The following is a 12,867-nucleotide window of genomic DNA, read 5'->3' on the forward strand; positions in this document are numbered from 1 at the left end:
GGTTCCATATCAACCTTTAGGTGTCAAGTCGATGACGCTGCCGGTAAATTTGTAACCGATGTTGTTGGTGTTAGAGTAGACACATCATGGACCGAGTTTTGACCTCAATTCCCGGTAGGCAGGACCGAAAACACCTTTTCCGCGCCGAGTCGGCGTTCACCGCCGAGCCCGGGAATGGTGACCACGACGGCACACCCGGCGACGGTCGCCCCGCTGCGGCGGACCAGTTCGCCGGCGGCCGCCATCGTGCCGCCGGTCGCCAGCACGTCGTCGACGACGATCACCCGCTCGCCGGGACGCAGGGCGTCCCGCTGGATCTGCAGTTCGGCGCTGCCGTACTCGAGGTCATAGCGCACCGACTCGACCGGGCCGGGCAGCTTGCCGCTCTTGCGGGCCAGGACCAGCGGCCGGCCGGCGTGGCGGGCCACCGCCGTTCCGACCACGAATCCCCGCGCCTCCACCGCCAGCACCCGGTCGAAGGCGCCGGAGAAGGCGTCGCTCATGGCGCCGGCGAGTGCCGCGAGCAGGTCCGGTTGCGAGAAGACGGGACACAGGTCGAGGAAGGCGATGCCGGGCCGGGGGAAGTCGGGCACGGTCCGGATGCTGTCGCGGATCCGTTCGGCGAGCCGCCGCCGGTCGGTCAGGGCGTCGAGGTTCATGTTCAGATCCCCGTCACGTCGCGCAGAGCCGCGACCCGGTCACAGCGTTCCCAGGTCATTCCCGGTTCCTCCCGGCCGAAGTGCCCGTACACCGCGGTCTGGGCGTACTTGGGGCGCCGCAGGTCCAGATCCGCGATGATGGCCGCCGGCCGCAGGTCGAAGACCTCGTTGATGGCGTCCTGGATCTGCTCGGTGGGGATCTTCTCGGTGCCGAAGCACTCGACGAACAGGCCGACCGGCCGCGCCTTGCCGATCGCGTACGCCACCTGCACCTCGCACCGCCCGGCCAGCCCCGCCGCGACGACGTTCTTGGCCACCCAGCGCATGGCGTACGCCGCCGAGCGGTCGACCTTGGAGGGGTCCTTGCCCGAGAACGCGCCTCCGCCGTGCCGGGCCATGCCGCCGTACGTGTCGACGATGATCTTCCGGCCGGTCAGTCCCGCGTCGCCCATGGGACCTCCGACCTCGAACCGTCCCGTCGGATTCACGAGGAGCCGGTAGTCGTCGGTCGCCAGGTCGAGCGAGGCGACCTCCGGAGTGATCACGTGCTCGATGATGTCCGGAATGAGAAGCCCCTCCAGGGACACGTCCGGGGCGTGCTGCGTGGAGACCACGACGGTGTCGAGACGGACCGGAAGGTCGCCCTGGTAGGCGAGGGTGACCTGGGTCTTGCCGTCCGGTCGCAGGTACGGCACCGTGCCGTCGCGCCGCACGGCCGCGAGACGGCGCGCGAGCCGGTGGGCCAGGGTCAGCGGGAACGGCATCAGCTCGGGGGTCTCCGAACACGCGTAGCCGAACATCAGGCCCTGGTCGCCCGCGCCCTGACGGTCGAACTCGTCGGCGCTCTCCGTACGGGCCTCGTAGGAACGCTCGACGCCCTGCGCGATGTCCGCGGACTGCGCGCCGATCGACACCGCGACGCCGCAGGAGGCACCGTCGAACCCCTTGGTCGACGAGTCGTACCCGATGTCCAGGATCTTCTTCCGTACGAGCGCCTCGACGTCGGGGAGCGCCCCGGAGACCTCACCGGTGACATGGACGAAACCGGTGCTGATCAACGTCTCGATCGCGGCGCGGCTGTACGGATCGGCCTGCAGCATCGCGTCGACGACCGTGTCACTGATCTGATCCGCGATCTTGTCGGGATGGCCTTCGGCGACGGATTCCGAGGTGAACAGCCGATAGCTCATGAGAGTCCTCCGTTCCGGATGGTGTGTTCGTGGTCGATCAGCCGGTGAGATATCTGCCGATGAGGAGGTCCAGCCGCTCGCGCACAATGGGGGGTACGGCGGCCCGGTCGGTGATGATCGCGTGGGCCAGTGCCGTCTGACATTCGCACTCGGAGCCGGCCGGAAGTTTCTCGATGAGGCGGACGATCGTCCTCTTCGCTGCGTCGGCGTTACGTGCCATGACCGCGGTGACCAGATCGGCGTCGACGGCCTCCTCGTCCGAACGCCAGCAGTCGTAGTCGGTCACCAGCGCGAGCGCCGAATAACATAGCTCCGCCTCTCGCGCGAGCTTGGCCTCCGGAACGGCGGTCATGCCGATGATGTCGAGCCTCAAAAGCCGGTAGAGCTCCGACTCGGCGCGCGTGGAGAATTGCGGTCCCTCGATGCAGATGTAGGTGCCGCTGTCGTGCACCGTGGCATCGGTCGCGCTGTGCGCCGCCGCCATGAGTTCTTCGCGCAGCCGGCCGCAGTACGGGTCGGCGACCGAGGCGTGCACGACGATCCCGTCACCGAAGAACGATTTCGGCCGGCCGCTCTTCGTCCAGTCCACGATCTGGTCCGGCACCACCAGGCTTCCCGGGCCGTATTCCTCGCGCAGGCTGCCGACGGCGCTGATGCTGATGACCTGGCGGGCGCCCAGTGCCTTCAGCGCGTAGATATTGGCCTGGACCGGGATTTCGGTGGGGGAGAGGCGGTGACCCCTGCCGTGCCGCGGTACGAATGCCACCGGCCGTCCGCAGATCCGGCCGACGACCAGGTCGTCACTGGGCGACCCGAAAGGCGTCTCGACGCGGACCGTCTCGGCGTTCTCCAGCTCTGCCAATTCGTACAGACCGCTGCCGCCGATTATCCCGACTTCTGCGCGTGCTTCGTTCATTTTGATATCGACCGCCTTTGCCTTCCGTCGGCTGTAATGGTTAGGTCCAGATGCACCGCTGCGCCGAAGATAACCCGATGCCTCAGTGGATGAATCCGCTGTAGGGAGAACACGTGTGCGACTTTGGTCGCAGCGTGATTACACCAATGGTGGTTATGCGAAAGATTGCCGCTCTACCTATTCTCGGGCCACAAGGCGCGTAGAGACGTCCCATCGCCCAAGCGAATGGAGAGCGGGTTGAGAAATTACGAGTACAAGGTCGCCGATCTGTCGCTGGCGGCGTTCGGCCGCAGGGAGATCCAGCTCGCCGAGCACGAGATGCCGGGCCTGATGGCCGTCCGCAGGGAGTACGCCGAGTCCAAGCCGCTGCGCGGTGCGAAGATCATGGGCTCGCTGCACATGACGATCCAGACCGCCGTGCTGATCGAGACCCTGGTCGAGCTGGGCGCCGACGTGCGCTGGGTGAGCTGCAACATCTTCTCCACCCAGGACCACGCCGCCGCGGCGGTCGTGGTCGGTCCGGACGGCACCCCCGATGACCTGCGGGGTGTGCCGGTGTTCGCCTGGAAGGGCGAGACGCTGGAGGAGTACTGGTGGTGCACCGACCAGGCGCTGTCCTGGCCCGACGGCACCGGCCCGAACATGATCTTGGATGACGGTGGCGACGCGACGCTGCTGGTCCACAAGGGCGCGGAGTATGAGAAGGCCGGTGCGGTGCCGTCGGCGTCGGAGGAGGACCCGGAGGAGTGGAAGGTCATCCTCGACCTGCTGCGCCGTACGGTCGACGGCTCGGGGCGCTGGACCAGGACCGCCGAGCGGATCAAGGGTGTGACCGAGGAGACCACGACCGGTGTCCACCGGTTGTATGAGATGGCCAAGGCGGGGACGCTGGCGTTCCCGGCGATCAACGTCAACGACTCGGTGACCAAGTCCAAGTTCGACAACAAGTACGGCTGCCGGCACAGCGTGATCGACGGTCTGAACCGCGCCACCGACGTGCTGATCGGCGGCAAGGTCGCGGTCGTGTGCGGCTACGGCGACGTCGGGAAGGGTTGTTCGGACGCGCTGCGCGGCCAGGGCGCCCGGGTCATCGTCACCGAGATCGACCCGATCTGCGCTCTGCAGGCCGCGATGGACGGTTTCCAGGTCACCACGCTGGACGACGTCGTGGAGACCGCCGACATCTTCGTGACGTGCACCGGGAACACCCGGATCATCAGCGCCGACCACATGGCGCGGATGAAGCACCAGGCGATCGTCAGCAACATCGGCCACTTCGACAACGAGATCGACATGGCCGGCCTGGCGAAGATCCCCGGGATCAAGAAGGAAGAGGTCAAGCCGCAGGTCCACACCTGGACCTTCGAGGACGGCCACTCCATCATCGTGCTGGCCGAGGGCCGCCTGATGAACCTGGGCTGTGCCACCGGCCACCCGTCGTTCGTGATGTCGAACTCCTTCACCAACCAGGTGATCGCCCAGATCGAGCTGTTCACCAAGACGGAGAACTACCCGGTCGGCGTCTACACCCTGCCCAAGCACCTGGACGAGAAGGTCGCCCGTCTGCACCTCGACGCGCTCGGCGTCAAGCTGACCACGCTCACCAAGGAGCAGGCCGCCTACATCGGCGTCGACGTCGACGGCCCCTACAAGGCGGATCACTACCGGTACTAGTCAAGCCGGGAATCTCGATGAACGAGCAGAACGAGGTAGCGCGGGGCGGCCCGCCCGAGCCGCCCGAGCGCACCGGCCTGACAACGGGCCACGACGAGACCGACGACGTGCGGGCAAAGGCCGCCGGCGCCCTGCAGATCGCCCTGGACCGGCGAGACAACGGCGGGTCGCGAAACGATCCACCGGAAGGCCCCGGCCGCCCGGAGTGACGGCGATCTACGATGCGCCCGGGCTTCAGAGTGTGCGGGCCGGTCCGCCGGGCGACGGCACGGTCACACGGCGCCCCTGGGACGAGTCGGAGGAGGTTCGTCCCAGCGGCCGCCGGTTCCAGCGGTCACCGGCCGGGTCGTCGCCGCCGGGGTAGGGCCAGAGGTGATGGGCGGACCAGTCGTGTCCGTCGCGGCTGTCCGTCCCGAGCCAGGGGGCGAGCAGAGCAAGAACTGCGAGTGCCGCAAGAAGCATCCATGCCATGTGATTTCACCTCACTGGCATTGCCGGATCGAGACGTTGACTTCCTTCAACTATTGATTATGATGGCTTATCATGCCACCGACATCTACTTAAAGCTCGATTAAGTAGAACTAATGTCTTCGATATTCGTTTTGAATCATCGGTCGCGCGTTATTATCGGGTGACCCGGAAGAGGTGGCCCGCTGGCGCCGCCGATATCGGAGGAAGCGATGATCGCCAGGAGCTGGAGCGCTTCTGCGACCCCCGACGGGGCGGCCGCCTACCAGCGACATTTCGAAAGTCACGTGCTCTCCGAGCTGACCGAGGTGCCGGGATACCTGGACGCTTTTCTCTTATGCCGAGAGGAGTCGGGTCGCGTCGAGCTGACGGTGCTCAGCCTCTGGGATTCCACCGACGCGATTCGCCGCTTCGCCGGCCCGGAGTACGAGACGGCGGTGATCCACGATGACGCCAAGGCCGTCCTCGACCACTACGACACGGTCGTCCGGCACTACTCCGTGGCGGTGGCCGCCTCCCAGGCGGGTGGCACGGAGTGACGCGACGCGATCCGGAGCGGAGGCCGGTGGCGCCGGTTCGGGTCGCGAGACTGATGATCCTTGTGAGCGAACGCGCCCGGCGGAACCGCCGGCCCGTGCACACCGAGATCGTGAGCCGTGCCCGCGAGGCCGGGCTGGCGGACGTCGCCGTGTTACGCGGCCTCGACGGGCACATCGGCACCTCCCGGCGGTCGAGCAGAGGTCTCCTGCGCCGCCCCGACAATGTCCCGGTCGCCGTGCTCATCTTCGACCAGGAAGAACGCCTCCGGAAGTTCCTCGCGAGCCTGACCGGCATCACGGAGGACTGCATCGTGACGCTCGACACCGCCGAGGCCTACCGGTACGGGAACGCCGGCTCGGACATCCGGAGCCGTGACCGCCGCGACACCGGCTGAACGTGCGGATCAGCGGCCGGCGGCGCCCACCGGGCCATCACCGCGCCCGCCGGTGCGCGCCGCGAGCCGGTCCGTGAACCGCGCCACGTCGATGACCGCACGCTGGTGGGTGCCCCGGCAGACCACACCGGCGTCGTCGGACGCCCGTACGGAGAAGGTGAGCCGGCGCCCCTCGACGGAGACCAGCTCCACCTCCACCGTGAGGTCGGCCCCAGGGGGCGTGGGCGCCTCGTGGCTGAGATCGACATGGATGCCAAGAGTGCGTTCGGCGTCATCGAGCCGATCGGTGAGTGCGCGGATGCACGTCCACTCGACGATTCCGACGAGATAACCGGTGGCCAAGACGTCCGGAAGTGCCGCGAATTCGGCCGATTCGGGCAACAGGTGCGGGACTGTCCTCTCGGGCGGGACGGTATACGTCATCGTCGCCGTCAGGCCGGGCCGCAGACCGTCGCGCATTCGCATCGTCCCATCTCGGTCACCGTCATCGCCGAGGGTAGCCCCGCATCGTGACGAGGGCCTACGTTATCCGGTCGAGGCGCTCCGACCGGGCACCCGCACCTCGTGAAGTCAACATCACTAAAACAGAGCTGTCAGCGCGGAGCAAGGGAGAGCGAAAATGCCGACGACTCCGGCCGTCCCGGGCGAACTCCTTCCTCGGCTGCGGGAGCTGGTCGCCCGGGAAATCCGTCCGCGCGCCGACGAGGACGAGGCCCGCAGCCGCTTTCCGCGCGACCTGTGCCGCGACCTCGGGAGTCTCGGCGTGCTCGGCCTGCCCTACCCACAGGAGTTCGGCGGGAGCGGATGGCGCTTCGAGGACTACCTGCGAGCGATCGAACTCCTGGCCGGCGGCTGGCTCACCATCGCCGAGACGGTCGCGGTGCACACTCTGGCATGCTTTCCCGTCGCGACGTACGGCGACAGCGCTCAGCGTAAGGAGCTGTTGCCGGCCATGCTCGGCGGCGAGCTGCTCGGCTCCTACTGCCTGTCCGAACCGGGGGCCGGCTCCGACGCGGCGTCGCTGACCACGAGGGCGGTGCTCGACGGCGAGCACTTCGTCGTCGACGGGACCAAGGCGTGGATCACCCATGCCGGGCACGCGGACTTCTACAACCTGTTCGTCCGGACCGGAGCGGAGGGTCCCGGCGGGATCAGCTGCCTGCTGGCGGACAAGGACACTCCCGGGCTGTCCCCGGACCGCCCCGAGAAGAAGATGGGGCTGACCGGGTCGCCCGTCGCGCAGGTGCACCTGAGCGAGGCGAGAATCCCGCGGGCGCGGCTCGTCGGTGAGCTCGGAAAGGGCTTCTCGATCGCCATGTCCGCCCTCGACCGGGGCCGCCTGGGGATCGCCGCGTGCGCCGTCGGGCTGTCCCAGGCGGCACTGGACGTCGCGACCGACCACGCGATGACCCGGCGCCAGTTCGGCCGCCCCGTGGGCGAGTTCCAGGGGGTCGCCTTCATGCTCGCCGACATGGCCACCGCGATCGAGGCGGGGCGTTCGCTCTACCGCTCCGCCGCGTGCCGGCTCGACGCGGGTGAGGACATCACCAAGGAGGCGGCGATGGCGAAACTCTTCTGCACCGACACCGCGATGCGGGTCACCACCGACGCCGTGCAGATCCTCGGCGCGGTCGGTTACACCGACCGCTACCCGGTCGAGCGCTACATGCGGGAGGCGAAGGTCCTGCAGATCTTCGAGGGGACCAACCAGATCCAGCGCCTGGTGATCAGCCGGCGCCTGGCCGCGCAGCGCCGGGACGCCGCCGCGGACGAGAACCGCTGAGCCGAGGAGCGGCCCCCCGGGGGAGCCGCTCCTCGCTCCGTCACTTCAGGCCGCTGTCCAGGGCGGACATCAGGGTGCCGGTGTCACCGGACATCTCCCAGATCATCGCGCCGCCGAGGTTGTTGGCCTTGATGTAGTCGGTCTTCTTGCCGATGGACCACGGGTCGTCGAAGGTCCACCACTGGCCGTTCGCGCCCGTGTAGCAGTACGTCGCGACGGACTGCTCGTTGTGGTGGACGGTGCAGCCGGGGACGTTCGCGGCGATGTTCTTGTAGCCGCGCGTACCGGCCTTGCCTGGGTTCACGTCGGCGCTGGTGTAGAGCATCCAGGAGCCGTGGAAGTCATACCGTTCTTAAGGGCTGAGCGTGAGTTGTGTGTGCTCAGTCGGACGCCCTGAACGGTGTTGGGTGTCCTGGTTCCCCGTGTTCGCTTCGCGTGTGGGCGGCGCGGATCGTGTCCGTGGTCCGGGTACGCGTGGGCGGGGTTCCTCGCGCCTGAGGGTCTCCGGTGCGGCCTGGACGGTCCGATGCCCCGCACGATCGCTCTGGTCGTGTGGGGGCGGTGCCGTCCGTCGCCGGATCGGGTGCCCCAGGGCGCGTCGTCCGATCGCCACCGCCGCCGCCTCATGGCGGGTGACGGGGCGGTCGGTGGTGGTGAGGGGCTTTCGCCAGTGCTGGGCGCCCCACTTGGAGGTATAGGCCGGGTCGACGGCGACGATGGCGATGCCGAGTTCGGCCGCCATCGCCACCAGCCGAGCCCGCAGCTTGGAGACGGGTATCCCGGAGATCAGATTGCGGAACCTTTTGAGCCGCCCGTGTTTCTCCCGGGTCGCCTCCGCTGCGAAGTCGAGGTTCTCGATCGCGACCGCCAAGTGGTGGCGTTCGGCCCAGTGCAGCAGACCGATGAGGGCATGTCGGATCTGGGCGTCACGATGCCCGGTGCTGCCGGACAGATCGTAGTCGAAGCGGCGTGGCTCTCCGACGGGGTTGCCGTGCTGGTCGAGTCGCCAGGCGGCGAGGTGGTCGGCGTTGGTGTCCACGCCGATCAGGCCACCGGCCCGGGCAGCCTCCAAAGGGAGGGTCTTGACGGGCGGGATGGTCCAGGAGGCGGTGAGGTACCAGCGTCCACGCCGGTCGAGGTCTTGGTGGATGCGGTAGGCCACCGCCCGGTTCGCGCACACCCGATCCCGCCACTGCTCACCCCGATGTCGGAAGGTCACCTTCGCGGTGAGGACGTACCGGCCATGACCGGCGTTGGCCAGGTGCGCCAACGGCGCTGGAAGCCGGATACTGACCTCACCATCGGGGGTGACGCGGATCGTCTCGTTCCCATACCGCTTCCCGCTCTCCCCATCAACGGAGAGGAACCGCCGCCCGGCCTCCCACCGCGCACGCCATTCGGTTTCAGTGAGCTGAGCCGCCTCCAGGTTATGTCGATTGCGCAGCAGGCGCTTACCGCCCCGCACGACACGAACCCGCCCCGCGTCGTAGTCCGCCCGCTGCCGCTCAAGTCGATCCTGGAGCAGGTGCAGCCTCCGGGACTTGGCGAACCACTCCTCGCGAGAGTGGTAGCCGCCCGGGGTTCTGTTCGAGCCTTTCGACCCGACCGGCAATGACAGGCGATGCGCGATCGTGGCGACCGCCGCTTCGAGATTCCGCACGTAGGCGATTTGGGAACGCCGCGCCAGCGCCCACTGATCATGGGTGGCCTTGGTGATCGAACCGGCCCACCGCGAGGACGACTCTACGGTCAACGACCGCTTTCGCTCCGCCCATTGGTCACTGTCGTGTTCCAGCCCGGCAGCGAAACGGGCCTTGAGATCTTTGCCCGCCGACGAGCCTAGGTGGTCACCTACCAGCCGCAATACTTTCTCATCCTGCGGCGTGAGGCCCTTGAGCCGATCCCGGATCGCCACACCCGAAGGGCCGAGAGCGACGAACGGCGGATCAATCCGGCGCAGCGGCCCCTTGCCCGGCTCAACCATGCCCGGCCGCCTCCTCGCTTCGTCCGATCGGCCCAACGACGGAGAGTATGCGGTAGATCGCAGTCTGTGTCCGTCTGTTCGTGAAGATTTACCGGGCGTCGGCGCGTACCCCATCGCCCACAAAGTCGAAGAGCCCTTCGGTCTCAGGGGAGAGAGGCGCGCGACGCCGCCGGACCGTAGCCTGACGGAAGCCGTGCGTCAATGCCCTCGGCCGGGCCGTCCCGCGGACAAGGCCGGCAAGGCCTAAGCTCCAGCCATGGGCGACGGCGACGGCTGGGCGAACTGCGAGGCGGGACACCGGCACTGGGGACGGTACGGAGCGGCGGGAGTGCTGGCGTACTGCATGGACCCCGACCCGTACATCCTGCTGCAGAAGCGGTCGCGGCTGTCGATCGGCGGTGGCACGTGGGGCCTGCTCGGCGGCGCCCGGCACAGTCACGAGAACCCGGTCGAGGCGGCCCTGCGCGAGGCGTCCGAGGAGAGCACGCTGGATCCGGCGACCGTCCACGTGCAGTGGCTGTCCCGCGAGGACCACGGCGGCTGGTCGTACGACACGGTGATCGGCCGGTTGCCCTCCCGGGCCGACGTGCGCCCGCAGTCGTTCGAGAGCGCCGCGGTGGCGTGGGTGCCGGCCGGCGAGGTCGCGAGCCAGAAGCTGTTCCCGGCCTTCGCCGAGGCGTGGACGCGGCTGTGCCGGTCGCTGTACCAGATGGTCCTCGTGGTCGACGTGGCGAACGTCATGGGCTCACGGGCCGACGGCTGGTGGCGCGACCGCCGGGGCGCGGCCGAGCGTCTGCGCGACGAGATCGCCGCCGTGGACGGCTTCGACGGCGTTCCGGGAGCGGTCGCCGACCTCTGCTATCCGCGGATCGTGCTGGTCGTCGAGGGAGCGGCGCGCGGCGTGGACGCGGTGGCGGGCGCCGAGGTCGTGGCCGCCCCGGGCAGCGGCGACGACACGATCGCCGACCTGGCCGCGCCACGGGCACCGGACGAGCAGCGGCTCGTCGTCACCGCCGACCGGGAACTCCGCACCCGCTGCGAGACCGCGGGCGCGTCGGTCGTGGGCCCGCGCTGGCTCCTGGAGGCGATCCGCCGCTCCTGTTCCACCTGAGCGCCGGTCCGGTTCCGGTCGTCAGAACACGTCGCCAAGAAGGGTCGGAAATTGGGATACGCGGTTCGTCCGGCGAGTCTCGTGCGGTATCACGATCACACACTCGCCCCGCACGCCCAGGCGCTGCGGGACCTGGAGAGGAACCACGCCGACCAGGCACTGCCGGCCTTCCCCCGGGGGCTCGCGGCCAACGGCACCGCCGACCTGGTCAAGACGGTCAACGACCGGCTCGGTCGCGTACTCGGCGACGCGGTTCAGCACGCGGCGTCCAGCCAGACCAGGCTGGCCGAGACGGCGCGGCGCTACAGCGGAGCGGAGGCGGTGAACCTCTCCTACTTCACCGGCGGCGCTCCGGACTCGGGGACGGCCGCCACGCCGTCTCCGCCGGCGCTCGACGGCCCTTCGTCACCGTCCTCCACGACCGAGGACCCGCAGGATCTGCTGGCGCTGCTTCGTACCGGAATCGAGAGGCTGACCTCCACGGTCGCACCGCTGGGCGGGCTCTCACTGGTCCGGCCGGTCATCGACCAGCTCTGGGCGAACGCCGTCGACCCGCGGCACTATGACACGGCCGCGAGCGCGCACGCCGCGCACGCGCGGCACATCTCGGCGTTGAAGTCGCGGCTCGACGAGTCGGCCAAGGCGACCGTGTCCTGGAACGGTGCGGCGCGGGACGGATTCGAGACGGACCGGAGACGCCACCTCGCCATCCTGGACGACGCGGAGGCGCACTCTCGTACGCTGTCCGCCGCGTACGGCGAGATGGCCACCACGATGCGCCGGTTCCTCTCGCACGCGGCACTGGCGATCGCCGCCTTCCTGTCCGCGTTCGCTGTGACGTTGTTCATCTCGCACTTCTTCGAGTCGGCCTTGTTCGTCTGCCTGGCGGAGATCGCCGCGTTCGTGCTCTACCTGGCCGGCTGGCTCGTGGTCCGCCTCGTCGACATGGCCCAGACGGTCCGGAGGACACTCGCCGCCTAGGACGACGGTCCGAGACCGGCCCGCCGGCCGGCGCGCGGCGTCAGCGCGAGCCGCGCGCGGAACATCACGGCGACCAGCGCGCTCACCACGCCCTGCACAGCGGATGTAGCGGTGGTCGCGGCGCGAGACGCTAGGGGCGCGACGCGGTCCCCGGCCGGTGTCGTGACGGCAGCGGTACCCGAACGAGATCGCGCGCCGAGACGATGTCACCGGCGTACGCCGCGGCGGCCTCCTCGGCGAACCTCGGCTCGTCCTCCGCGCCGTACCGCTCGGAGAAGTGGGTCAGAACCAGGCGCCGTACGCCGGCGTCGGCGGCGACCCGTCCGGCCTGGCGCGCGGTCAGGTGCCCGTACTCCTCGGCCAGCGCGGCGTCGGCGTCGAGGAACGTCGACTCGATCACGAGCAGGTCGGCCCCGCCGGCGAGCGGCTCGATCGCCTCGCAGCGCCGGGTGTCCATGACGAAGGCGACCTTCTGGCCGGGCCGGGGCACGCTGCACTCCTCGAGCGTGACCGTGCGGCCCCCGGGCGCGGTGACCCGCCCCTCGCGCTGGAGCCGCCCGACGAGCGGACCCGCGACGCCGTACGCGGCGAGCCGATCGGGAAGCATCGTGACGCCGCCGGGCTCCTCGATCCGGTATCCGTAGGACTCGACACTGTGGCAGAGCCGCCGCGCGGTGACCGTGAACGGCGCACCGTCCACCGCGACCTCCTGCACGTCCCCGGCGACGGGCCGCTCGGCGATCACCCGCGTGTCGTTGAAGAGCGTGGCGTGGCGCAGCCGCCGCCAGTACTCGGTGCCGCTGCGGGGAAAGACCGCGCTGACCGCGTGCTCGACGCGGTCCCGCGCGATCCGCTGCACGACCCCGGGCACGCCGAGACAGTGGTCGCCGTGGAAGTGCGTGAGGCAGATCGCGTTGACGTCATGGGCGCTGACCCCGGCGCGGACCATCTGCCGCTGCGTGCCCTCCCCGGGGTCGAACAGGACGCCGAACCCGCCCCAGCGCAGCAGATACCCGTTGTGGTTCCGGCTCCTGGTCGGCACCGCGCTGGAGGTTCCCAGGACCACGAGCTCCCGTGAGGACATGCCCTCATGATGCCGGGCCCATCGGCGCGGAAGTCCGCCTCCGCCCGGCGGCGGCGCCTTATTCGATGTTGGTAGGCTGCCCG

Annotated in this window: 15 protein-coding genes; 7 read left to right on the forward strand and 8 right to left on the reverse strand. The window is 69.0% G+C overall.

The features are described from left to right. Positions 1-104: 104 nt before the first annotated feature. Genes OG417_RS15850 through mtnP form a run of 3 tightly spaced genes read right to left on the reverse strand, consistent with a single transcriptional unit; the run spans position 105 to position 2,765 of the window. Positions 105-659: an adenine phosphoribosyltransferase gene (locus tag OG417_RS15850; protein WP_329256112.1), complete on the reverse strand. Its 555-nt coding sequence runs from the start codon at positions 657-659 to the stop codon at positions 105-107. A gap of 2 nt (positions 660-661) precedes the next feature. After that, positions 662-1,849 carry a methionine adenosyltransferase gene (gene metK, locus OG417_RS15855; protein WP_329256115.1) on the reverse strand — a complete coding sequence of 396 codons (1,188 nt, stop codon included), beginning with the start codon at positions 1,847-1,849 and terminating at the stop codon, positions 662-664. A 37-nt stretch (positions 1,850-1,886) separates the two neighbouring features. After that, positions 1,887-2,765 (reverse strand): S-methyl-5'-thioadenosine phosphorylase, encoded by an 879-nt coding sequence (gene mtnP, locus OG417_RS15860; protein ID WP_329256117.1) that lies wholly within the window; start codon positions 2,763-2,765, stop codon positions 1,887-1,889. Positions 2,766-3,002: 237 nt separating this feature from the next. Here mtnP and ahcY point away from each other — a divergent pair, with 237 nt between their 5' ends. Together ahcY and OG417_RS15870 are read left to right on the forward strand one after the other, a co-directional pair. Beyond that, a complete protein-coding gene (gene ahcY / locus OG417_RS15865) occupies positions 3,003-4,439 on the forward strand; it encodes an adenosylhomocysteinase (RefSeq protein ID WP_329256119.1) in 1,437 nt (478 codons plus the stop codon). A 17-nt stretch (positions 4,440-4,456) separates the two neighbouring features. Continuing rightward, positions 4,457-4,648: a hypothetical protein gene (locus OG417_RS15870; protein WP_329256121.1), complete on the forward strand. Its 192-nt coding sequence runs from the start codon at positions 4,457-4,459 to the stop codon at positions 4,646-4,648. A 25-nt stretch (positions 4,649-4,673) separates the two neighbouring features. Here the strand turns inward: OG417_RS15870 and OG417_RS15875 are convergent, their stop codons facing one another. Next, complete coding sequence (locus OG417_RS15875) at positions 4,674-4,910, reverse strand: hypothetical protein (RefSeq protein ID WP_329256123.1); 237 nt, start codon at positions 4,908-4,910, stop codon at positions 4,674-4,676. A gap of 209 nt (positions 4,911-5,119) precedes the next feature. Here OG417_RS15875 and OG417_RS15880 point away from each other — a divergent pair, with 209 nt between their 5' ends. Together OG417_RS15880 and OG417_RS15885 are read left to right on the forward strand one after the other, a co-directional pair. Continuing rightward, a complete protein-coding gene (locus OG417_RS15880) occupies positions 5,120-5,446 on the forward strand; it encodes an antibiotic biosynthesis monooxygenase (protein ID WP_329256125.1) in 327 nt (108 codons plus the stop codon). 53 nt (positions 5,447-5,499) lie between these two features. Continuing rightward, entirely contained in the window at positions 5,500-5,841 is a 342-nt protein-coding gene (locus OG417_RS15885) for a DUF190 domain-containing protein (RefSeq protein ID WP_329256127.1), read from the forward strand. A 9-nt stretch (positions 5,842-5,850) separates the two neighbouring features. Here the strand turns inward: OG417_RS15885 and OG417_RS15890 are convergent, their stop codons facing one another. Next, the gene (locus OG417_RS15890; protein WP_329256130.1) at positions 5,851-6,306 is read right to left on the reverse strand and encodes a thioesterase family protein; all 456 of its coding nucleotides are present in this window, start codon (positions 6,304-6,306) and stop codon (positions 5,851-5,853) included. A 154-nt stretch (positions 6,307-6,460) separates the two neighbouring features. On the opposite strand from OG417_RS15890, the gene OG417_RS15895 reads away from it, so the two are divergent. Then, positions 6,461-7,624: an acyl-CoA dehydrogenase family protein gene (locus tag OG417_RS15895; RefSeq protein WP_329256131.1), complete on the forward strand. Its 1,164-nt coding sequence runs from the start codon at positions 6,461-6,463 to the stop codon at positions 7,622-7,624. Positions 7,625-7,664: 40 nt separating this feature from the next. Here the strand turns inward: OG417_RS15895 and OG417_RS15900 are convergent, their stop codons facing one another. After that, positions 7,665-7,949, reverse strand: a complete 285-nt coding sequence (locus OG417_RS15900) for a glycosyl hydrolase family 18 protein (RefSeq protein WP_329256132.1) — start codon at positions 7,947-7,949, stop codon at positions 7,665-7,667. Positions 7,950-7,976: 27 nt separating this feature from the next. Continuing rightward, the gene (locus OG417_RS15905; protein ID WP_329256134.1) at positions 7,977-9,608 is read right to left on the reverse strand and encodes a transposase; all 1,632 of its coding nucleotides are present in this window, start codon (positions 9,606-9,608) and stop codon (positions 7,977-7,979) included. Between the two features lie 256 nt (positions 9,609-9,864). On the opposite strand from OG417_RS15905, the gene OG417_RS15910 reads away from it, so the two are divergent. Together OG417_RS15910 and OG417_RS15915 are read left to right on the forward strand one after the other, a co-directional pair. After that, positions 9,865-10,719 (forward strand): NUDIX domain-containing protein, encoded by an 855-nt coding sequence (locus OG417_RS15910; protein WP_329256136.1) that lies wholly within the window; start codon positions 9,865-9,867, stop codon positions 10,717-10,719. An 81-nt stretch (positions 10,720-10,800) separates the two neighbouring features. Further along, positions 10,801-11,700: a hypothetical protein gene (locus OG417_RS15915; protein ID WP_329256138.1), complete on the forward strand. Its 900-nt coding sequence runs from the start codon at positions 10,801-10,803 to the stop codon at positions 11,698-11,700. Between the two features lie 130 nt (positions 11,701-11,830). On the opposite strand, the gene OG417_RS15920 is transcribed toward OG417_RS15915, so the two are convergent. Next, positions 11,831-12,784, reverse strand: a complete 954-nt coding sequence (locus OG417_RS15920; protein WP_329256140.1) for a ribonuclease Z — start codon at positions 12,782-12,784, stop codon at positions 11,831-11,833. Positions 12,785-12,867: the final 83 nt, after the last annotated feature.

The organism is Actinoallomurus sp. NBC_01490, assembly GCF_036227085.1.
GTDB classification, from domain to species: domain Bacteria; phylum Actinomycetota; class Actinomycetes; order Streptosporangiales; family Streptosporangiaceae; genus Actinoallomurus; species Actinoallomurus oryzae.